The organism is Blautia fusiformis (assembly GCF_020686995.1).
GTDB lineage: Bacteria > Bacillota > Clostridia > Lachnospirales > Lachnospiraceae > Blautia_A > Blautia_A fusiformis.
Genome location: NZ_JAJEPT010000002.1, coordinates 129011 through 151681 on the forward strand (window position 1 = coordinate 129011; position 22671 = coordinate 151681).

The window sequence follows — 22671 nt, forward strand, 5'->3', positions numbered from 1 at the left end:
AATCACGAACTTTGCTCATTTATAGATATCAGAAAAAGGAAGATACTTTGAGGAATCTTTACGAAAAGAAAAAAGAGAAGTTAATCTCATATATCTGCTTCTTGGCTAGTCTGGGATTAAAAGTAACAATCCTTTTTTCTGTTATCTTGAACTTTTTAATTTTTCCTGTTTCGGAGTCCTTGAATTTATATTCAAACTCATCTACACATTCTTTGATGCGGTACAAAAGTATTAAGCAGTTAAAAACAAAAATCCAAGAAGATATTTACTAATCTTATTGACATAGAACAAAAAATGAATATAATCATAGTTGAACAACTATTCAACTCCGATTATACGAGGTAAGTGTATGTCTAAACCGTCTTATATTTGTAATTGTGATGTGATTCATGAGGATATTGTGAATGATGTGAAATCCAAGATGCAACCCAAAGATGATTATATCCAGTTGGCATCTTTATTTAAGCTATTTGGAGATGGTACCAGAGTACAAATCTTACACGCTCTGGAACAGAGTGAGATGTGTGTATGTGATCTTGCTGTGCTACTGGGGGTAACGAAATCCGCAATCTCACACCAGTTAAAGGCATTGCGTCTTGCGAATTTGGTAAAATTCCGTAGAGAAGCGCAGATAGTTTACTACTCTCTGGCAGATGATCATGTGAAAGAGATTATTGATAAGGGATTTGAGCATCTATGGCAGAAATAATATTTTTAGCGTTATAGTTGAGCAATTGAGCAACTAAACAAATTACAAGGAGGTCATTATGAAACGAATATTTTTATTAAAAGGGTTGGACTGTCCGAACTGCTCCGCAAAAATTGAAAAAGAAGTCGGAGAATTGGATGGAGTACAATCCTCAGTTGTAAATTTGATGAAGCAGACGCTGACAATCAATGTTGCTCCAGCTGCCGCAAATACAATAGCCAGTCAGATTGAAACGATTGTCCACAGCCATGAGCCGGGTGTGGAGGTTCAGGAAGAAACAATTATCCCCGTTACAAAGAGTTATTTGTTAAAGGGCTTGGACTGTCCGAACTGCTCCGCAAAAATTGAAAAAGAAGTCGGAGAATTGGATGGAGTACAATCCTCAGTTGTAAATTTGATGAAGCAGACGCTGACAATCAATGTTGCTCCAGTTGCCGCAAATACAATAGCCAGTCAGATTGAAACGATTGTCCACAGCCATGAGCCAGATGTAGAAGTTTCCGAAATTGCACAGGAATACTATATACCTGCAAAAAAACAGGATACCAATACATCCTATAACAATGAGGACAAGAAGTTGACGATTCGTTTAGCGATTGGCGCAGCAATCTATGGTATTGGTATGGCATTGACAGTTTTTGCGAAAGTGCCACTGCCTGTCGAGTTAGTTTTTCTCATTGTCTCCTATATTATTCTTGGCGGGGATGTTGTATGGCAAGCTGTGAGGAATATTTCAAAGGGACGTGTATTTGATGAACATTTCCTGATGAGCGTTTCTACGATTGGTGCTTTTGTCATTGGTGAATATCCGGAAGCAGTTGCTGTTATGCTGTTCTATCAAGTTGGTGAATTTTTCCAGTCATTGGCTGTTGAGCGTTCCAGAAAATCTATATCAGATTTAATGGATATACGTCCGGATTGTGCTACAGTCAGAAGGAACGGAGAATTGATTACCATATCTCCTGAAAGTGTTGCCATTGGCGAGATTATTATTGTAAAGCCTGGTGAAAAAATCCCATTAGACGGTGTGGTATTGGATGGAGATTCTATGCTGGATACGAGGGCTTTAACTGGAGAATCGGTTCCGAGAAGCGTTCATAAAGGAGACGAAGCACTTTCCGGTTGTATGAATCAGACGGGTGTTTTAACGATTAAGACAACGAAAGCATTTGGTGAATCTACTGCTTCAAAGATTATTGATCTTGTGGAGAATGCGTCCAGTAGAAAAGCACCAACAGAAAATTTCATTACTACATTTGCACGTTATTACACTCCTGTTGTTGTAATCTTAGCAGCTATTCTGGCAATTCTGCCACCGATCCTTCTTGGTGGAGGTTGGACAGAGTGGATTCGCAGAGGATTTGTTTTCCTTGTGGTATCTTGCCCATGTGCATTGGTCATTTCAATCCCGCTGACTTTCTTCGGAGGTATTGGTGCGGCATCTAAACGAGGTGTTCTTGTAAAAGGAAGTAATTATTTAGAGGCGCTTAATAATGTCAGCATTATTGTGTTCGATAAAACTGGAACACTTACAAAGGGTGTTTTCAATGTGACTGATATTCTGCCTGCAAATGGATTTTCAAAAGAACAGGTTCTGGAGTATGCGGTCCAGGCAGAGAGCTTTTCTAACCATCCTATTGCAAAATCCATTCTCTCTGCTTATGGAAAAGAAATTGACCAATCAGTTATCTCTGATTACAAGGAAATTTCCGGATATGGAATCAGTGCCATGGCAGGAAAGAAGAAAGTTTATGCTGGCAATACGAAACTTATGGATTCAGAGCATGTGGAGTACACAGCCTGTGAAAAAGTTGGTACAAAGGTTTATGTAGCAGTAGATGGTCAATATGCCGGATGCATTTTGATAACAGATGAAGTAAAGCCGGACAGCAAAAAAGCAATTTCTGATTTGAAACATATCGGTGTGGAAAAAACAGTCATGCTTACTGGTGATGATGAAAAAATCGGAAAGGCTGTTGCGGAAGAATTGCAGTTGGATGAATATTATGCACAACTGTTTCCTGATCAAAAAGTGGAAAAGGTTGAGCTTTTAGACAGTAAAAAGAGACAGGGAAGCAAATTAGCTTTTGTTGGTGATGGTATCAATGACGCTCCTGTCCTTGCTCGTGCGGATGTTGGTATCGCAATGGGTGGTCTTGGTTCAGATGCGGCCATTGAAGCTGCGGATGTGGTTCTGATGACAGATGAACCATCTAAGCTGGTGGATGCGATTGATGTGGCAAAAGCGACAAAGCAAATTGTCATGCAGAATATAGTGATTGCCCTTGGAATTAAGAGTGTGTTCCTGATCCTTGGTGCTCTGGGTATAGCTGGAATGTGGGAAGCTGTATTTGGTGATGTAGGCGTTACCATAATTGCCGTCTTGAACGCAATGAGGATTTTGAAAAAATAAGAAACGAGGTGGCAATGTGAAACGGAAATTGATTCTGTTAGCAGTTACAATTGTTTTTCTTGCAGGTTTCGGTGCACTTTTGCATTCACCGCCTTCTATGATTGATGCAGTCACAGGAGCAACACCGAAGTCAAAAAAGGCGGCTCAAGCCTCCGCACAGTTGGAAGGCTCTTATGTTCTCGGTATTAATATGATGTCAGATGGTCTCGACAACGAGAACACCCGGAATAAATTAAAAGAATTGGCACTGGACGATTCGGAAACAAATGAAACAGATCTCATGAAAACGGACATTAGTTTTCGGTTATATGTATCTGAGACGGATTATCCGCTTGTCAGTTATGCTAAGAAACTCTGTGACAGGTTGAAACAGGCCGGTTTTTTCGTAGATCTGAAAGAGTACAGTAACACAATGATGCTATCAAGAGTGGTAAGTGGAAAGTATGATGTATTCCTGGCATCGGATGATTTTATTGACGTTACAACGCTAACACAGATGGACTATATGATCATGGACAGCGAAGAAATGAGGTGAGCGGGAATTTATGAGAAAATGGAATACGATTTTGTCTGTTTTAATGCTTCTCATTTTTATGATTCATGGAATCATGGGCAGCTTTATGCTGAACGGAGTTGGAAGTAGTGCAGGGAAACTTCTTGCATGGATTGGTGTTGGTATTCTTGTTGTGCATACGGTGATTGGTGTCATCCTGACAGTTCAGAGTTTACAGACAGCGAAGCAATCAGGAAAAATGTATCTGAAACAAAACGTCATATTTTGGGCGAGACGAGCCAGTGGGATGGCAATACTGATTCTGCTGTTATTCCATATTGGCTTGTTTGGAAAGGTGCAGAATGGGACATATATTTTGTTCCCTTTTACAACGGTAAAGATGGTAACTCAGCTTTTGTTCGTAGCGGCAATCTTTGTTCATATTTTTATCAATATCCGCCCATTGCTCGTATCACTGGGAATCATCAGTTATAAAGAACGAAGGAGTGATATTTATTTGATCCTTTCGGTGCTTCTTCTTTTTATAGCGGGAGCGGTTATTTTATATTATATTGGGTGGCAATATCTATGAGTAAGACAATTGTTATTATAGGTGCTGGACTGGCAGGACTTTCAGCGGCTTTGCAGGCAGCGGAAAATGGATGCAATGTAAAACTGGTTTCCTCCCTTCCGTCAGAGCGGGCACAGTCTGTTATGGCGGAGGGCGGTATCAACGCAGCTTTGAATACAAAAGATGAAAACGACAGTCCCGAAGAACATTTTACAGATACAATAAAGGCAGCATGTGGTCTGGCAGATCCAAATGCAGTTTGGGGAATGACACAGGCAGCACCGGAGCTGGTGCACTGGCTGCTAAAACTTGGAGTTAAATTTAACATGAGTGGCTATGATGATGTGGATCTGCGGAATTTTGGCGGGCAGAAAAAGAAACGGACTGCTTTTGCACAGAGCGATACCGGGAAGCAGATCATGACAGCTATGATAGACGCTGTTCGCAGGAAAGAAGCATCTGGTATGGTAGAACGGTTCAGCCATCATTCTTTCCTAACACTTCGTCTGTGTGGCAATATTTGTTGTGGCTGCGTAATCAGGGATGAATACAGTCAGGAGACTGTGGAATTACCGGGGGATGCGGTTATTGTTGCCACCGGTGGTATGCACGGATTGTTTGGAAATACAACGGGTTCGCTGAGCAATACAGGAGAAGTCACCGCAGAATTGTTCCGGCTTGGTGTTCCTCTGGCAAATGGCGAGATGATCCAGTACCATCCGACAACTGTGAAATGTGGTGGAAAACGCATGCTCATCAGCGAGGCGGCCAGAGGGGAAGGTGGCAGGTTGTTTGCCATGAAAGATGGAAAACAATGGTATTTCATGGAGGAAAAATACCCGGAGCTTGGAAATCTGATGCCACGAGATATTACCGCCAGAGAGATATGGAAGGTCAGCCATGAATCAGAGGTATTTCTTGACATGACGGAAATATCGGAGGAGATTATTTCAAATAAGCTATCTGGTCTGGCAGACGATTGTATGACCTATCTGCATAAAGATATACGAAAGGAACCGGTGTCTGTTTTACCGGGAATTCACTATTTTATGGGAGGCATTCTGGTGGATGAGCAGCACAGAACGCCGATTCAGAATCTTTACGCTGCCGGAGAATGCTGTGCCCAATATCATGGTGCCAACCGTCTTGGTGGAAATTCTCTGTTAGGAGCGTTATACGGAGGACGTGTTGCGGCAAAATCAGCATGTGAACAGGCAGATGTAGTAGATCTATCTTGTGCGACACAGATAGATTTTCCACCAACGTCTCAAATTTCAGAAATAAAGCAATTAAACAAAGTGATGCAGGATACTATGGGCGTTGTCAGAAATGAGAATACGTTGTTAAATGGGATTCAAACGGTACAAGCGCTGACAGGAAATCTTCCATTGCTTGGCATGGCAGTTCTAAAGAGTGCTCTTGCAAGAAAAGAAAGCCGTGGTGCACACTGGCGGGAGGATTATCCGAAGAGCAATGACGATGATTACCTTAAAACAACGGTAGCCAGATTTGATGGAAAGCAGATACAGATTTCCTTTGTACCTGTTCCAGAAAGGCGGTGATTCACTTGGTATATAAAATAAGAATCAGGCGGCAGGAGAGTCAGAAATCAGACAGTTATTGGCAGGAATTTGAGTTTGACGGAAGCAAAAACAGCTCTGTTGCCAATGTTCTAAAGGAATTGAACAGTAGAACACCTTTGAAAGATAATTCAGGGAATATAGTTACTCCCATCAGCTGGGAATGTAGCTGTATGGTGCGAAAATGTGGGGCTTGCGCCATGCTGATTAACGAACGTCCGAGGCTGGCATGCTCTACATTTTTACATACGTTAAAAGGTTCTACAATCACCTTGGAACCTTTAAGCAAATTTCCGCTTGTAAGAGATTTGATCGTTGACCGGTCAATTCTGTTTGAAAATTTGAAAAAACTGAACCTTTGGCTTGAAAGTGAAGCTTATATGAATCCGTGGACACATGAACCGAGATACCAGTCGGCACGCTGTCTGATGTGTGGCTGCTGCCTTGAAGTGTGTCCTAACTTCTCTGCAAATGGGACTTTCGCAGGCGCTGTTGCTGCAGTCAACGCATTTCGGATTCTGAATGAAGAACAGGAAATAAGCCATCGGAATGAGGTTTCAACTCAATATAAGGAAAATTATTTTGAGGGATGCGGGAAATCATTAGCTTGCCATAACATTTGCCCGATTGGTCTGCCTGTCGAAGAATTGATCGTGAGGTCAAATTCGGTAGCTATTTGGGGAAGACAGTGAGTATCAAAACGCTGATTAAAAAAACATGATTAACCTACATCTATGGTTTTACCAAAAATAGAGACATATCCTTTGTTTCGGTGTGGTAGCGGTTTTATTATGGACTGGATTCCGTCAAGGATGAATTTGATGCTTCCCTGAGAAGTATATCCAGTCGGAAGAATATGTCTCAGCAAAGCAGCAGAAGAGATATTGATCAAATTATGTCAATGTCTCTTTTTTTATGGAAGAAACAGGCTGATCAGAAATATGCAAAAGAGTAGCCTATTTTAATTATTTAACGAAAGGCGAACAGGGGTGTTCACAAGGGTGTGCACCGTTAAATTGTATCAATTTCGTAGTCGCAACGAAACCTTGCTGTTGTGGATATTACATGAATATATTTTGCGCTAGAATAATTATTGGGTATATGTTAAAATATAAAGAACATATATTCGAACGTTTATCAAGGTGGTGTATAGCATTGACAAAGTCAGAGAAACTACGAAAAATTCAGGAAATATTGGAATTAAAGAATCCACAAGAGAATCTGTATGCAGATCTGTTAAAGACAATAGGAGATTTGAAAACAAATTATGGGGATTACATGATTACGGAGCCGATTGACTGTAATGAGGAACTGAAACGTGTTCCGGGAGCGGATTATGAACTTTGTACGGCGTTGCTGACAATGCTGCTGAGAGAAGATCATTTTTCCAATGGTTCTTTTGAACGGAGATTTGCTGACGGGCAGGTGCTTCCTGTTCTGGTGAGGATGAAGGATGTTTTGAGTGCAGGAGTGTGATTTTATGAAAGTCGGGGATACTGCATATATTGTGGAATCAAACAGGTATGTGAGAGAAGTGGAGATCCGCAGGTGTTCCGGCGGGATGTTCCTGGTACGTTTTACAGATACGGGCGGCGGAATACAGGTGAAGGCTCACAGGCTGTTTGCAACGAGGGAAGAAGCTGAAAAGAGTATTGAGAAGGCACCAGAGACAAAGAGGGTGCGTGGGAATCCGTATGACCGATGGTATTGAACGGATGATAAAGTAAATAAATGATCAGGGGAAACCTGTTGCTGTTTGCGGAGAAATCTGTGGATGGCAGCGGGTTTATTTTTTTGTCCGGAAAGTCAAAAAATCAGGGACCAGGACTCCTTGGAACAGTAGGAGGTGGTTTTTGGCTATGGGAAAAATTGAACTGATCGATACCGGCAGACTGACGGAGAAACAGGCCAGGCTAAACATGGAAAAGTGTGCAGAGTTTCTGGCAAGAATGATCCAGAAGTACGGGGATGTGGTTCTGGGGGAGATTGAGGAGAGAAATTCACAGCTGCAGGGGAAGTGATCGAGTGTGCCGGTGGTCTTTTGGGGCTGCCGGTCTTTTTGCGCTATGGAAACCGCATAGGAGAAGGTGGATTTTGGGGCAGTTTTTTTGGTCGTTCTGCGAGTTGGCACAGACTGGTGATTCCGATATATTTTATGTACGGCAACCGTATGACGATGGGCAACCGAAATGAGGTGAAGATTTGAGAAAGAAATGTTACATATATACCCGTGTTTCTACAGCGGCTCAGACAGAGGGATACAGTCTGGAAGCACAGACAGAGCGGCTTCGGAAGTATGCGGACTATAAAGAAATGGAAGTGGTCAGGGAATACTGTGATGTAGGCAGATCTGGAATGAGCATCAAGGGCAGACCGGCTTTTATGGAAATGATGGATGACATTTCCTGTGAGAAAGATGAGATCTCCTGTGTGCTGGTGTTTAAGTTATCCCGCTTTGGAAGAAATGCGGCAGATATTTTGAAGTCTGTGCAGCTGTTGATGGATTTTGATGTGGATCTGGTCTGTGTTGAGGATGCCATTGACAGTTCCACGCAGGGCGGACGTCTGACACTTGCTATCCTGTCGGCTGTGGCAGAAATGGAGCATGAGAATATTACAGTCCAGTTCACGACGGCGAGGATGCAGAAGCTGATGAATGGGGGATGGCCGGGCGGCGGCGTGCCGTATGGATATGTGAGTGTGAATAAGGAACTGGTGGTGGTTCCTGAGGCGGCGGATCTGGTGAGGATGATTTATCAGAAGTATCTGGAACCGGATATGATGCTGAATACGGTTGTGGGCTGGATGAATGAGAATGGTTATAAGCGTGTGGTGAAGGGAGAGGATAAGGTTATCACTTCGGATTTTGTTTCTTCGGTGCTGGGAAATCCTATTTATTATGGGATGATCGTATATAATAGGCGGATAAATTCTGAGGAGATTAAAAAGAATCCGAAAGAGGTTATTTCCATCAGGGGCAGACATGAGGCGATTATTCCGGAAGATGTCTGGATGCGGGTACAGGAAAAGCGGAAGAGCTTGAGAAGACCGCAGAAGAAGGTGGATGATCCGGAGCGGATCAGTCTTCTGTCCGGATTGGTGAAGTGTCCGGTGTGCGGAACAGGGCTGGTTACAAAAAAGAATAAACGGAAGAACAGCAATCGTGGCGGCTATTATAAGATTGTTTATTCTTATGGGTGCCGGAATTATCGTAAGAGTGCAGGGCGTGTCTGTGACTGCTGGCGGACATACAATCAGGAGAAACTGGATAAGGCTGTGATGGAGATTGTGGGAAAGGTGACAGAAACAAGGGAGTTCCGTCAGGCAGTTATGGATGTGGTTGGGGACAGGAGTTCGCTGGATGCCTGTGAAGCGGATCTGAAAAGGACCAGAAAGGAACTGCACAGTCAGGAGCATCTGAAATATAAGCTGGGGATGGAACTGGACAATCTGGATATTTTTGCAGAGGACTATGACGGAGAATATGAGGCTGTTCAGGCAAAGATTGACGGGGCTTATGACCAGATCGAATGTCTGGAGGAGAAGATCCGGAAGCTGAAAAAGAAGATGGAGGCTTTGAAGAAAGGGGTTCGTTCTTCTGATAATATACGAAAGATTCTTGATAACTTTGATCTGCTGTTTGAGAGAATGAGCTGTGAGGAACGCAGGGAACTGTGCAGGCAGTTTATTGAGCGGATTGATGTTTTTTCTGAGGAAAGGGAAGATGGCAGGATCCTGAAAAAGATTGTTTTCCGTTTTCCTGTTTATTATGAGAGCGATGGAAAAAGAAAAGTGAATGATGAGCCGGATGAAATGGTGACTTTTGCAGTGGACTGTACGGAGCATCAGGTGACGGCTTCTGAGGCGAAAGCGACTTACGTAGAGATCCGTGCATATGTGAAAGAGAAGTATGGGATGAATATTCCTACATTATATATATAGCGCAGGTGAAACGGAAGTATGGTCTGGATATGGGGAAAGCGTATAACAAACCAGCGAAAAATAAGAATCATGTGCCAGTCTGTCCGGTGGAAAAGGAAAAGGCAATTCTGGATGCTTTGAAGCATTTTCGGATGCTGGATGAGGATGTGGAGTACAGGAAGGAGAGTGCAGAGTGAAGAAAAAATGTTATATTTATATCCGTGTTTTTACGGCAATGCAGGTGGACGGCTACAGTCTGGAGGCACAGAAAGAAAGGCTGATGAAGTTTGCGGAGTTCCAGGAAATGGAAGTGGTCAGGGAATACTGTGATGCTGGTAAATCCGGAAAGAGTATTACGGGCAGACCGGAGTTTCAGAGGATGCTGCAGGATGTGTCCGAGGAACGTGACGGAGTGGCATTTATTCTGGTGTTTAAGCTGTCACGTTTTGGAAGGAATGCAGCAGATGTTTTAAACTCCCTGCAGTTTATCCAGGATTATGGAGTGAATCTGATCTGTGTGGAAGACGGGATTGATTCTTCTAAGGATTCCGGCAAGCTGACCATCACGGTGCTGTCGGCAGTGGCTGAGATTGAAAGGGAGAATATTCTGGTCCAGACAATGGAAGGAAGAAAGCAGAAGGCCAGAGAGGGAAAATGGAATGGCGGACAGGCTCCTTTCGGATATGATCTGGATTCCAAGAATAGCACTCTGGTGGTGAATGAGGAAGAAGCGGAGATTGTGCGGATTATTTATGACAAGTTTGGGCATACGGATATGGGGGCAGATGCTATCTGTAATTATCTGAACCAGAGAGGTTATACGAAGAAAAAGGTCAGGGGGCATGAGCTGAACTATTTTGCCAGAGGACTGATCATGAAGATTTTGGATAATCCGGTTTATACTGGTAAGATTGCTTACGGGAAGAATGTTACGGAGAAGGTGAAGGGAACGAGGGATGAATACCGGCGTGTGAAGACTGATGATTACCTGCTGGCAGATGGACTGCATGAGGCGATTGTGGATGAAGAGATGTGGGAGGCGGCGAGAGAGAAAAGGAAGAGGACGGGGGTTAAGTGGAATAAGACACGTAGTCTTGAACATGAGCATATTTTGTCGGGACTTTTGAAATGTCCGGTGTGTGGTGCTGGAATGGCAGGAACTGTGAGGAGAAGGAAGAATAAGAAATCTGGTGAATATAAGGATGACTTCTATTATAGATGTCAGCACAGGAGAAAGATTGATGAGGAACATTTCTGTGATTTTAAGCCATCACTGAATCAGAATGAGATCAATGCAGAGGTGGAGTGGTTCATCAGAGGGATGATTGCTGATGAAAGGTTTCATGAGTATATTGGAGAAAGATTGCAGGAAAAGGTGGATGTCTCGAAGCTGGAAGAGAAGAGGAACGGGATCAGCTGAAGGGGCAGTTACAGCAGGTTGTCGGGGCGAAGAATAAACTGCTTGTGATGATGGATACTTTGGATGCTGGCGATAAGCATTATGCAAGGAAGTTCCAGGGCATGCAGGACCGTCTGGATAATCTTTACGACAGGATTTCTGGTTTTGAGAATGAGATTGCCGATGTGGAGGAAAAGATTAAGGCAGCGTATGGAAGACAAATTAGTGAAAAACAACTGTACCAAATCCTGCAAAAGTTTGATATACTGTATGCAGAAATGTCAGATATTGAAAAAAAGGAGTTTATGCAGTTGTTTATTGATGCAATTGAGTTATACCCGGAAAAGATGGATGATGGGCGCATCATCAGGCAGATTGATCTGGCATTTCCGGTGTATTATGAAGGTTTTGAAGGCGAAGCAATTCGGTTGCTCAACGAAAACACAGTCGAGATGGTATGTTTATTGTCCAAACTCCACGAAGCGAAGCATCATGTGAATGTGAGACTTGACATGGACGAGATGGATTTAACGGCGGCTGAGAGCAAGGCTACTTATGAGGAGATAAAGAAGTATGTTGCAGAGTATAATGATGGGATGAAGGTATCTAATCTGTATATTGCACAGGTGAAGAGAAAGTGTGGAATTGAATTAGCGGAGAATTTTAATATTCCTAGGTCAGAGGGAGCAAAGCAACCACAATGTCCGAAGGAGAAAGAAGAGGCAATTATTGGGGCACTGAAAGCATTTCAGATGATTTAAAATCACAAAGAGGAGTGAATTACATGATGTATAATCCACAACTTGATACATTTATCTGCGTTGTAGAAGCTGGAAGTTTTAGTAAAGCGGCAGAAGAATTATATATAAGTGCACCTGCGGTTATTAAACAGATAAATTCTTTGGAAAACAGCTTAAATTTGCAATTATTTGAAAGAACACACAGAGGTCTTATTATTACGGAAGCTGGTAAATCGCTCTATCAGGATGCAAAATATCTGATTCAATATTCAAAAGAATCGTTGATACGGGCGCAGGAAGCAATGAATCATAATGAAGAAATCATTCGTGTTGGAATATCTCCGATGACGCCACCGGAAGTTTTTGTGGAACTTTGGCCTAAGATACAGAAAATATATCCGGAGATGAAGTTTAAATTGATTACATTTGAAAATACACCAGAGAATGCAAGAGAGATACTGGCTAATATGGGAAAGAATATTGATGTGATAGCTGGAATCTTTGATGAAAAAATGCTTGAACTCAGAGGCTGTGATGGCACTGAGATTTCAAGAGAACCATTTTGTGTGGCGGTATCAATTCATCACAGGCTGGCAAAAAAAGAAAAAATTACACTTGATGATCTGGCTGGAGAAAATCTTATGCTCATGCGAAGAGGATGGAGTTATTATGGCGATATGCTAAGGGATGATATGATGAAAAATCATCCTGAAATCAATATTGTAGACTTTAATCTGTACAATGTAGAAGCATTTAACCGATGCGAAAACAATAATGAGGTATTACTGGCATTCAAGAGCTGGGAAAGTGTTCATCCACTGATCAGAATCATTCCAGTAGAGTGGGATTATACTATGCCGTTTGGAATTCTTCATTCGAAAAAACCGTCCATTAAGGTTAAGCGGCTGATAAATGCTATTAACAAGGTAAAATAAAAATTGAATACATGCGAGTAGAAACCTAAAGGTTAATACTGAATAACAAAACGAGACTTCTAATGGAGTCTCGTTTTGTTATACTTTAGCTGAAGTGAAAATGGAGGATACTATATGCAAATAAAGACAATAAGAATGCTTTAGATAAGAGGTAGGATATGAAAAATAAACGATTTACAGCAAAAATATTGATAGATATAGGAATGACGATATGTTTGCTTCTTCTTATGCCATATAGTCTGCTCAGCGAGACTGCACATGAGTGGATTGGTATGGCGATGCTTGTGCTTTTTATTTCACATTACATACTGAATCATAAATGGGTGACCTCTGTAAGGAAAGGAAAATATAATGCGTTCAGAGTGATACAGACAGTATTGGTTATCATCATGCTTATTCTTATAATGGGTTCCATGATAAGTGGAATATTATTGTCAAATCACATATTTAAATGGATAAAGATTTCCGGAACATATATGACAGCCAGACAGATACATATGTTTTGCGCATACTGGGGACTGGTGGTGATGTCATTACATCTCGGATTTCATTGGAATATAGCGGTAGCAATGGCAGGACGATTATGGGAACATCCATCCGTCATCAGAACATGGGCAGCAAGATCTGTCGCAACCACAATTGCAGGTTATGGTTTATATGCATTTTACAGGAGACAGATAGGAGATTATCTGATTATGAGGATGCATTTTGTATTTTATGATTATGAAAAGGGGATCTTTCCTTTTCTGCTGGATTATCTGGCAGTAATGATATTGATTGCATTTATTGGATATTATAGTGGAGTGTTTCTAAAGAAAACAGGTAAGAGAAAACGAAAAGGTTCATACTGAAAGAAGGTGGTGTATTTATGGAAAAGCGGAAATTAGTACTTACAATTATTGGAGTTGTTATTTTAGCAATGGTAATCATGGTATATATCTACTTTTCAAAACCCGGCAGGGATGAAAAGAAGAATCAACAAACAATAAACCAGGTACAGACCGTACAGCAGAAGACAGATGAGAAAAAAGAAAATACAGAAAAAAATACATCCGGAGATGAATTGGAAAATGTTACGCCGGGAAGCGAAGAATACCGGGGCTTCCTCCTGGATAATGTTCTTCATTCTCCAAATGAAGGGGACATTCATTACAATGTATATATTCCGGATGCATATGACGGGACAAAGGAATATGCACTATATGTAACATTACCCGGATATCAGGGATTATATTTTCAGGGCGTGGGAGAAAATATCCGGACAGAAGATTTTGGATTTGAAGCACAGAAGTATATTACCGATATGATTATTGTAGCTCCACAGTTAAATGACTGGGGACAGACATCAGCAGATCAGACAATTGAACTGACACAGTATTTTCTGACGCATTATATTATTAATCCATCGAAAGTATATATTAATGGTTATTCCGGAGGAGGAGAAACCCTGTCACTGGTATTGGCAAAGCAGCCGGAATTATATACAGCGGCACTTATGTGCAGCTCTCAGTGGGATGGTGCATATGAGCCGGTTGTGGAGATGAAAACGCCGGTATATTTTGTGATTGGCGAAAGCGACGAATACTATGGATCAGAACCTTTTAAAGAGGCATACCAGCAGATACATGAGCTTTACAAAGAACAGGGATTACCGGAATCAGAGATTGATAAACTGGTGGTACTGGATGTAAAAGATAAAGATTACTTTGAAGGAACACCGGTCACTTATCAGCATGGCGGTGGCTATCTGTTTTGTCGTGACAAAGAAATTATGGGATGGCTGTTCAATCAGTAAGAACCAGAATAAACCGAAAGGTTAAGACTGAAAAACTTATCGAAACTTCTCAAAGGAATCTATCAGTATTATAGTATGAATGTAAGATAAATGAAAGAAAACAAGGAGGATACGACAATGGAATATATTTCATTAAATAATGGTGTAAAAATGCCAATACTGGGATATGGCGTATATCAGGTAACAAAAGAGGAATGTGAAAGATGTGTGCTTGATGTTTTAAAAGTTGGATACCGGGCGATTGATACAGCACAGAGTTATTTTAATGAGGAAGAGGTTGGGAATGCAATCCAAAAGTCAGGCATTCCAAGAGAAGAAATCTTCCTTACAACAAAGGTGTGGGTCGAACATTATGGATATGAAGAAGCAAAGAAATCAGTTCTTGAATCCATGAAAAAGTTAAAGACAGATTATCTGGATCTGGTATTGCTTCACCAGCCATTTTCAGATGCTTACGGTGCTTACCATGCATTGGAAGATCTGTACGATGAGGGAAAAATCAGAGCAATCGGAATTTCCAACTTTTATGTAGACAGAATGGTTGATTTTGCATCCTTCAACCGCATTAAACCTATGGTAAATCAGGTGGAAACCCACATCTTCAATCAGCAGAAAGAGATGAAGGAATGGGCAGACAAATATGATATCCGGTTAGAAGCATGGGCACCATTCGGTGAGGGCAGAGGAGGCACCTTTGAGAATCCTGTCATCGCAGAGATTGCAGAAAAATATCAGAAGACTCCGGCACAGGTTATGCTTCGCTGGCATATTCAGAGAGGGGTAGTGGTTATTCCGAAATCAACACACATTGAGAGAATGGAAGAAAACTTTAATGTTTTTGATTTCACACTTTCTGATGAAGATATGAAGACTATTGCAGAACTGGACAAGAAGACAAGCTCCTTCTTCTCGCATCAGGATCCGAATATGGTGGAATGGTTCGTGAAGATGGTTGAGGAAAGAAAAAAGAATAATGACAGTTCAAAAGAAAAAAAGAACTGGTAAGCATAAGAGGAAAAATCAATGAAAGTATTACTTGTCAATGGAAGTCCACACAAAAATGGCTGTACTTATACAGCTCTTTGTGAAGTATCCAGTGCATTAAATGAAAATGGCATAAGTACAGATATTTTTTGGATTGGAAACAAGCCGATTTCAGGATGTATTGCCTGCAGAAAATGTCAGGAAAAAAATAAATGCATCCTGGATGATATCGTGAATGAATTTCTGGAAATAGCAGGGGATTATGACGGATTCGTATTTGGAACTCCGGTACACTGGGGTGGTGCAGGCGGTGCAATCACATCCTTTATGGACAGAGTCTTTTATGCCGATTTAAACGGTGGCGGCGACAGATTCCGCCTGAAACCTGCCGCTGTGGTAATTTCAGCAAGAAGGGCCGGAACAACGGCCACATGGGATCAGGTAAATAAATATTTTGGTCTGATGCAGATGCCGATTATCACATCGAGATATTGGAATATGGTACATGGGACGAATCCGGATGAAGTAAAACAGGATCTCGAAGGAATGCAGGTTATGCAGATCCTTGGAAACAATATGGCATATTTCATTAACTGTAAAAATGTTGCGACAAAAATGGGAATTGAAATGCCAAAGGCACCGGATTTTGTATTTACCAATTTCATCCGATAGAAATTAGCGTGACAAACATTTTATACGACAGGAGGTGACCTTAGAATGAAAACAAAGAAAATAGCAGCAGTACTCTTAACATGCATCGTGGCAATCGGTTTGATGGCAGGATGTGGAGCAAGCAATACAAACCAGTCTGCTTCTAATAATGACAGCCATTCTACAAGTACAAACCAGTCTGGAAATGAAGAAGCGGATACAAATTCCGAAAACACTACAGATACAACAGAAAATACATCAACAGGAAATGGAAAAACATTGGTTGTATATTATTCAGCTTCAGGAAATACAAAAGATGTTGCTGAAAAGATAGCAAAAATTACAGAGGCAGATCTGTTTGAAATAGAGCCTGTGGAGCCATATACAGATGATGACCTTGACTGGACAGATGATGACAGCCGGGTGTCAAGAGAACATGATGATGAGAGCTTAAGAGATGTGGAACTGGTGTCTACAACAGTTGATAACTGGGATTCATATGATACGGTATACATTGGCTATCCTAAAATGGAGTACAGTTTATAATGGTGTATGAAGTGTATACAGTTTGTTTTTTATGATAAATAGGTACATGATACACAACCAATAGAAAAAGATGTGTATCTAGTTAAAGATAGAAATCTGTAGTAGGTATGAAAGAATAAGGTTCTTCCATGCCATTTTTTATTATAGCGAAAGAACAGATTGCACAGTATCTGCCTAGTCATTTCAGTAGATCTGCTGAATAGCTTTCTTCCAGAAGTGTGGTATAGTCTTGTGCTTGGAACAGGGAAACTACACAGAAGGGAGAAAACGATATGTCATTACAGCCAGATATCATCTGGAACGAGCAATGCCTGGGGATACGGATAGGAGAACAGGTATGCACCTATCTGAAAAAGCATGATGCTGAATACCAGAGACTGCAAAAGAAAATACTGGAATTTACAGAGAAGTATCCAGTGATAGAAACATTTATGGAGACGAATCAGTCAATCAGCCTAACGGAAGAAGAGCATAAGGCAGTGCATCGATATTTTCAACTGGAGAGCGAAAAGGAAATGATAGAAGAAGAGTACCATTTTTATATGGGACAGGCTCAAATGATCTCTTATGGAGCGATGCTTGGAAAAATAAAAAAAGCAATACTGGGAAAGGATGACGGTGACACAAAGAAACTGCTGGAGCTACTAATGGATACCTGGATTGATGAGGTAGAAGATCAGCTGAAAGAAAATACAGTGTACCAGGGAATGCTGGAAAAAATATCAAAATATGAAGAACAGGTTCAGACAATGGGATTATCAAAAGAAAAGCGAAAAACGATAGACGCATATGTTACTGAAGTCAGTGAAAGATGGATATTATATGCGGAATCTTTATATCAGGCCGGTATGCAGAAAATCTTAGAACTACTGAATCTGTAATAAGGACGGATAAAATGGGGAAGCACGAAAGAAACTTCCCCATTTGTCACTTCTATTCGTCTTTGCCATCAATGAGAAATATGTATGAAACCTGAAAGATTTCAGCAATGGCTTTTAATTCAAGATCAGTGACATAACGCTTGTTTGTTTCGATTCTGGTGATTACATTTTTATCCATATCGTAACCAGCTAACTGGAGTTTATAGGCAAGATCACGCTGAGACATATTGTGAGTCCTGCGAAGCTCAATCAACCGCTGGCTGATCAGATTCTTTTCACCAGACTGTGTCTTTGGCTTTGGCATTTTAAATCTCTTCCTCTCTGGTAAAAGGATGGCTTGTCTCACTTTTTGCACCATCTGTATTGATTTTAACGATTGGACAAGGTAGAATCGGTTGTAAAAGTGAGACAAAGCAGAAGAGAAGGGAGAAATATATGGAGCAGGCAAAGATAGAGCAGCTTGCATTTTTATATTTATGTAGCGAGCATGATAAAAGGTTATTACTCAAGAAAGAAAAAATGCAGTTAGCTGATTTTGACAGGCTGACCTATCTGATTTATCATCTTGGTTTTAAGGAATATCATATAAAAGTCTGGATGGAATTTACAGGAGATTTCAAAAAAGAATGGGAATGTTTGAATGCACTCCGGGAAACAGGTGGGAGTGTTGGAAATATAGGCAGTACAAAATCAGAAATCAGACTTCATGAAATATGGATTCAAGATTTTTGCAAAAATGTGTCAACAGAGGTCCGAAGATGGATTCAAGATCTAGATTATAAATAAAAAATATACAGTAGAGCATTTTTATGGTATTATTGTCAATAGAAATGAGTTTGTAAAGTAGATTAACAAGTGAAATTGAAAAGGATTACTCCCAGTAGATTTAATAGTTAATTTAGCAACGGTTCTAGTAGATTATTGTGCTTGCGTTCCTTAGAAAATTTATATATAAGTTCAGAGGACGCAGTATTTAAAAAATCAGGAGTGGAATAATGAATCTTTTATCGAAACTTAGTTCTAGTGCAAAAGCCAAAACAATAGAGCCTAGAGAAATTTTTATGACATTACCTTCAAAAGCACCAGGTTATGGATATCCTAGAGATGTTCAAAGCGAAGTATGGAAAAAGTGGTTTGATATAAGAAATGAGAAAAATGTAATTTTAAAAATGAATACTGGTAGCGGTAAAACAGTAGTTGGGTTGATTATGCTTCAGAGCTGCTTAAATGAAGAAAAAGGACCAGCTATATATGTTGTGCCTGATAATTATTTGGTTAAGCAGGTTATTGATGAGGCTAAGAGATTGGGAATTTCTGCAACGGAAGATAAAGATGATTATAGCTATTCAAATTCAAAAGCAATTCTTGTTACTTCTATTCAGACTATTGTAAATGGTTATAGTTATTTCGGGATGAGAGAAGGTGGCAATTACCCTATAGGAAGTATTATTATTGATGATGTACATGCGTGTATGGATAAAATCATTAGTCAGTTTATGATAAAAATTGATGCTGAATCAGATGCCTATAAGGAATTAATTGCTATATTTAGTTCTTCGTTAAAAGACTACAATCCAAAAAACTATATTGACATTGTTGAAATGAAAGATTGTCGAAAAAAAATGCTTGTGCCTTATTGGGAATGGCAGAGACAGCAAGATAACATTTATAGAATATTAACGAAATATGATAATAGTAAGAATTCTGCAATATATTTTGGGTTGCCGTTGATAGAGCGAAGCTTGGAAACAAGTGATTGTATAATTACTGCTTCTGCAATTGAAATATCACCTAAGGGAATTGATTTAGATAAGATATCGAGTCTTGAAGAAGCAAGTAGACGCATATATATGAGTGCAACATTAGCTGATGACAGTGTGTTTGTTTCTGCGTTAGGATTAAATACAGAAGATATGAAGAACATTATTACGCCAGAGAATGCTAATGATATTGGCGATAGACTCATTATTTTTCCAAAGTACGTAAATAGTGATATATCAGAAATTGAGATAAAGGAAAAAATTGAGGAAATAGCTGAAAAGTATAATGTTGTAATACTTGTCCCTTCTTTTTCCAGAGCAAAATTTTGGGATGAACGTGGAATACGAACAGCGACAAAAGATAACATAGATAAAATAGTTGCAGCATTAAAAAGCGGTAAACATGTAGGAAAAATAATTTTTGTTAATAGATATGACGGAATTGATTTGCCGGGTGATGCTTGTAGAATGTTGGTTATTGACGGGCTTCCTCCTTTAAATAGCATTAAGGATAGATATATTCAAAGTGTAGCTCCTCAGAGCACTGTTTTATTAAGGGAACAAGTCCAAAGAATTGAGCAAGGCATGGGGCGTGGAATTCGTTCTAATGACGATGAGTGTTGTATTGTTCTTATGGGTGATGAGCTTACAGATGTGTTATCACGAAATAGAGGAATAGATTATTTTAGTGTAGCGACAAGATGCCAATATGATCTTTCAAAACAATTATGGGATTTATTGGTTAGTGAAACTGGTTCAAAGCCAACAATTGATCAAATATTTGAACTTGCAAATTATTCATTAGAGAAAAATGCAGAATGGGTTGCAACCTGTAAGGAAAATTTGGCTACTGTCAAATACTCAAATGAGGCAAAGGTAGATGAAAAAATAGTTGCTCAGAGAAAAGCTTTTGAAAATGCTATAAATATGCAGTGGTCTGATGCTGCAAATACTATTAAGAGTGTTAAAGATAAAGAGAAAGACAAAAAAACTAAGGGATATTTATACCAGATTCAGGCTGAATATACCAATAAAATAGATCCGGCACTTTCTCAAGAAGTGCTAAAAGCGGGCAAAAAATTAAATGCAGCTATTCTGTCGCCTATTGCGGGAATACAATATCAAAGAACAATTAATACAATTCCGCAGGCACAAGCCATCAGTACAAATCTAGATGCTGAAAAACTTGGGTTAAATGAACTGTTAGTATATGTAGATGGAATTTTGGCAAATTTATGTATGGGAAGCGAATACGAAAAGTTTGAGGAGGCATTAAGTCAAATAGGAACAATTCTTGGCTTTGTATGTTCAAGACCTGATAAAGAAACAGGAGGATACGGACCTGATAATTTGTGGGCAATTGACACTGGCAAATATTTGGTTATTGAATGTAAAACAGAGGCCACTACTCAAACAATAAAGAAAGATTATTGTAATCAATTATCGGGATCAGTTAATTGGTTTAAGGAGAATTATGTATACCCAAATGAATGTGTACCAATAATGATTCATCCATCTAAAGTTGTTGATGAGGTTGCATCTCCTGATGAAAATATGAGAGTGATGACCGAGAAAGAACTAACATGTTTTAGAAAAAATCTTCGAGATTTCTATAGTACTCTTTGCCAGAACGGAAATCTTAGTGATGTAAATAAAATTAATGAATTGCTGCGTATATATAAACTTAGAAAAGATGATATTGTCAATAGGTATACAGTTAAGTTTGAACGGAAGGATTAAAAGGACAAATTATAAAAATAAACAGCAATGGAATTAGTGCAAAGTTATATTATTTTACAGCACTGATTGACAAATAAAAAATGATGGAATATAGCTATGCGTGTTTATTTGCAAATATGCATAGCGGTATTTTTTATTACGGGCAGGGCTCTTCGGGGTTCTGCCCTTTTTCTCTTTTTCCAGACCAAAAGACCACCTGCTGGAAAAGAACAAGAAAAACCAGAAAGGATGTGGTGACTTATCATTATAGGAATTGACCATGGATATTATGCCATAAAAACTCCCCATGTATGTTTCCCGACCGGACTGACCGGATACGATTACGAGCCGTATACCATGCAGAATGTCCTGCAGTACAATGGGAAATTTTATGTGTGTGGAACCGGGCGGCAGACGCTGGTGAGAAGTAAGACTTCCAATGACAATTATTATCTTTTGACAATGGCAGCCATTGCCCAGGAAATCCGCTATCGCCGGGGAGAGCGGAAAACAGATGTAGTTCTGGCAGCCGGTCTTCCACTGGCAAGTTTTGGCAGGGAGAAAAAAGGCTTCCGGGAATATCTGTTTCGGAAAGAGCAGCCTCTGCGTTTCCGGTACGAGGATGAGAGCTATGAGATCCGGATTCAGGATGTAAAACTGTTCCCACAGGGATACTCTGCCCTGGCTCTTCACCCGGAATGTGTTCGGGACGAGCCTTCTGTTCTTCTCGCAGACATCGGTGGCTGGACCGTAGACCTGATGCGGCTGGACAACAGTGTTCCAAACGCCGCTACCTGCCGCAGCCTGGAGCTTGGTGTGATCCGGTGCGTGGATGAGATCACCGAGCAGGTACGCAGAAATACCGGACTGTCTGTAACGGACATTCAGATCGAACGTGTTCTGAACGGCCAGAGCTGCAGCATGGACCCGTCCGCAAAAGAAATTATTGTCCGGCAGGGAAGGCTCTACACGGAGAGAATACTGTCTGCAATTATGGAAGCCGGGTTCGATCTGAAAGCAATTCCGTCCGTGATCATGGGCGGCGGAGCCAGCATTCTGAAACGGCACGTGACACCGCAGGACGGGTTGTGTCGGCAGATTTACCTGACGGACGTACACGCCAACGCTTCCGGCTATGAGCGGATTGTGGGGCAGATGTGCGCGAAGTAAAGAGGCCCGTTTTCTCGTTCCGCCTGAACCTTGATAACCCAGATCACCAAAAGGCATGGGAGATCCTGCAAAGTGTTCCGGATGGACAGAAGAGCAGCTATCTGGTTCAGGTGATTTTAAAAGATCAGGAAAATAACCAGCTGGAGAAAAGCATCCGGCAGGCAATCCGGGAAGAACTGGCAGGTGTTTCCATTTCAGACTCAGGGGAGAGTGTTTCAAAGAAGGAAGAAATCCCGTCCCAGATGTTGGATTTTCTCTCCGGGCTTGAGGATGCATTCTGAAAAAGTCAAGTCTTTCCCGGTGATAAAATAGCCAAATTTCAAGCAGTCAAATTAGTATAAATCACGGATTTTTGAAAGGGGTGATGCCTATTGAATGTTATTAGATCTGCATCCTTTGGGAGC

23 protein-coding genes and 1 pseudogene are annotated in these 22671 nt (G+C 40.6%); 23 read left to right on the forward strand and 1 reads right to left on the reverse strand.

Annotated features, from left to right (window positions below; all coding sequences use genetic code 11):
• Positions 1–349 precede the first annotated feature (349 nt).
• The 19 genes and pseudogenes from LKD46_RS02480 (at position 350) to LKD46_RS02570 (ending at position 17618) form a co-directional block, all read left to right on the forward strand.
• The gene (locus tag LKD46_RS02480) at positions 350–709 is read left to right on the forward strand and encodes an ArsR/SmtB family transcription factor (RefSeq protein ID WP_021650476.1); all 360 of its coding nucleotides are present in this window, start codon (positions 350–352) and stop codon (positions 707–709) included.
• A 58-nt stretch (positions 710–767) separates the two neighbouring features.
• Positions 768–3122: a heavy metal translocating P-type ATPase gene (locus LKD46_RS02485; protein WP_110102353.1), complete on the forward strand. Its 2355-nt coding sequence runs from the start codon at positions 768–770 to the stop codon at positions 3120–3122.
• A gap of 16 nt (positions 3123–3138) precedes the next feature.
• The gene (locus LKD46_RS02490) at positions 3139–3657 is read left to right on the forward strand and encodes a DUF6921 family protein (RefSeq protein ID WP_021650478.1); all 519 of its coding nucleotides are present in this window, start codon (positions 3139–3141) and stop codon (positions 3655–3657) included.
• Between the two features lie 10 nt (positions 3658–3667).
• Positions 3668–4207: a hypothetical protein gene (locus LKD46_RS02495; RefSeq protein ID WP_009203875.1), complete on the forward strand. Its 540-nt coding sequence runs from the start codon at positions 3668–3670 to the stop codon at positions 4205–4207.
• Complete coding sequence (locus tag LKD46_RS02500) at positions 4204–5748, forward strand: FAD-binding protein (protein ID WP_110102355.1); 1545 nt, start codon at positions 4204–4206, stop codon at positions 5746–5748. The genes LKD46_RS02495 and LKD46_RS02500 overlap by 4 nt, the downstream gene beginning before the upstream one ends.
• Positions 5745–6458: a succinate dehydrogenase/fumarate reductase iron-sulfur subunit gene (locus tag LKD46_RS02505; protein ID WP_330384935.1), complete on the forward strand. Its 714-nt coding sequence runs from the start codon at positions 5745–5747 to the stop codon at positions 6456–6458. The genes LKD46_RS02500 and LKD46_RS02505 overlap by 4 nt, the downstream gene beginning before the upstream one ends.
• 463 nt (positions 6459–6921) lie before the next feature.
• Positions 6922–7242: a DUF6508 domain-containing protein gene (locus LKD46_RS02510; RefSeq protein ID WP_044960788.1), complete on the forward strand. Its 321-nt coding sequence runs from the start codon at positions 6922–6924 to the stop codon at positions 7240–7242.
• A 4-nt stretch (positions 7243–7246) separates the two neighbouring features.
• Positions 7247–7477, forward strand: a complete 231-nt coding sequence (locus tag LKD46_RS02515; RefSeq protein WP_021650484.1) for a hypothetical protein — start codon at positions 7247–7249, stop codon at positions 7475–7477.
• A 148-nt stretch (positions 7478–7625) separates the two neighbouring features.
• Positions 7626–7787 carry a hypothetical protein gene (locus tag LKD46_RS02520; RefSeq protein ID WP_158526416.1) on the forward strand — a complete coding sequence of 54 codons (162 nt, stop codon included), beginning with the start codon at positions 7626–7628 and terminating at the stop codon, positions 7785–7787.
• A 181-nt stretch (positions 7788–7968) separates the two neighbouring features.
• The gene (locus LKD46_RS02525) at positions 7969–9708 is read left to right on the forward strand and encodes a recombinase family protein (protein WP_199579957.1); all 1740 of its coding nucleotides are present in this window, start codon (positions 7969–7971) and stop codon (positions 9706–9708) included.
• A 29-nt stretch (positions 9709–9737) separates the two neighbouring features.
• The gene (locus LKD46_RS02530; RefSeq protein ID WP_199579958.1) at positions 9738–9884 is read left to right on the forward strand and encodes a hypothetical protein; all 147 of its coding nucleotides are present in this window, start codon (positions 9738–9740) and stop codon (positions 9882–9884) included.
• Between the two features lie 38 nt (positions 9885–9922).
• Positions 9923–11844: pseudogene (locus LKD46_RS16835) on the forward strand (recombinase family protein); the annotation flags it as partial.
• Positions 11787–12761: a LysR family transcriptional regulator gene (locus LKD46_RS02540; RefSeq protein WP_330409186.1), complete on the forward strand. Its 975-nt coding sequence runs from the start codon at positions 11787–11789 to the stop codon at positions 12759–12761. The pseudogene LKD46_RS16835 and the gene LKD46_RS02540, both read left to right, overlap by 58 nt.
• Before the next feature lie 158 nt (positions 12762–12919).
• The gene (locus LKD46_RS02545) at positions 12920–13612 is read left to right on the forward strand and encodes a DUF4405 domain-containing protein (RefSeq protein ID WP_110102363.1); all 693 of its coding nucleotides are present in this window, start codon (positions 12920–12922) and stop codon (positions 13610–13612) included.
• 17 nt (positions 13613–13629) lie between these two features.
• The gene (locus tag LKD46_RS02550; RefSeq protein WP_110102365.1) at positions 13630–14556 is read left to right on the forward strand and encodes a prolyl oligopeptidase family serine peptidase; all 927 of its coding nucleotides are present in this window, start codon (positions 13630–13632) and stop codon (positions 14554–14556) included.
• A 117-nt stretch (positions 14557–14673) separates the two neighbouring features.
• Positions 14674–15561, forward strand: coding sequence for an aldo/keto reductase (locus tag LKD46_RS02555; protein ID WP_182465507.1), 888 nt, complete (start codon positions 14674–14676; stop codon positions 15559–15561).
• 18 nt (positions 15562–15579) lie between these two features.
• Entirely contained in the window at positions 15580–16212 is a 633-nt protein-coding gene (locus tag LKD46_RS02560; RefSeq protein ID WP_006427000.1) for a flavodoxin family protein, read from the forward strand.
• Between the two features lie 45 nt (positions 16213–16257).
• The gene (locus LKD46_RS02565; protein WP_227573756.1) at positions 16258–16737 is read left to right on the forward strand and encodes a flavodoxin; all 480 of its coding nucleotides are present in this window, start codon (positions 16258–16260) and stop codon (positions 16735–16737) included.
• Positions 16738–17009: 272 nt separating this feature from the next.
• Positions 17010–17618 carry a DUF6664 family protein gene (locus LKD46_RS02570; RefSeq protein WP_227573757.1) on the forward strand — a complete coding sequence of 203 codons (609 nt, stop codon included), beginning with the start codon at positions 17010–17012 and terminating at the stop codon, positions 17616–17618.
• Positions 17619–17670: 52 nt separating this feature from the next.
• On the opposite strand, the gene LKD46_RS02575 is transcribed toward LKD46_RS02570, so the two are convergent.
• Positions 17671–17922: a helix-turn-helix domain-containing protein gene (locus LKD46_RS02575; RefSeq protein WP_227573758.1), complete on the reverse strand. Its 252-nt coding sequence runs from the start codon at positions 17920–17922 to the stop codon at positions 17671–17673.
• A 131-nt stretch (positions 17923–18053) separates the two neighbouring features.
• On the opposite strand from LKD46_RS02575, the gene LKD46_RS02580 reads away from it, so the two are divergent.
• The 4 genes from LKD46_RS02580 to LKD46_RS02595 all read left to right on the forward strand — a co-directional run bounded on the left by LKD46_RS02580 (position 18054) and on the right by LKD46_RS02595 (position 22548).
• Positions 18054–18404 carry a hypothetical protein gene (locus tag LKD46_RS02580; protein ID WP_117808214.1) on the forward strand — a complete coding sequence of 117 codons (351 nt, stop codon included), beginning with the start codon at positions 18054–18056 and terminating at the stop codon, positions 18402–18404.
• A gap of 209 nt (positions 18405–18613) precedes the next feature.
• Positions 18614–21118, forward strand: coding sequence for a DEAD/DEAH box helicase family protein (locus tag LKD46_RS02585; protein ID WP_227573759.1), 2505 nt, complete (start codon positions 18614–18616; stop codon positions 21116–21118).
• A 240-nt stretch (positions 21119–21358) separates the two neighbouring features.
• Complete coding sequence (locus LKD46_RS02590; protein ID WP_227573806.1) at positions 21359–22267, forward strand: ParM/StbA family protein; 909 nt, start codon at positions 21359–21361, stop codon at positions 22265–22267.
• The gene (locus LKD46_RS02595) at positions 22255–22548 is read left to right on the forward strand and encodes a plasmid segregation centromere-binding protein ParR (protein WP_227573760.1); all 294 of its coding nucleotides are present in this window, start codon (positions 22255–22257) and stop codon (positions 22546–22548) included. The genes LKD46_RS02590 and LKD46_RS02595 overlap by 13 nt, the downstream gene beginning before the upstream one ends.
• Positions 22549–22671 lie beyond the last annotated feature (123 nt).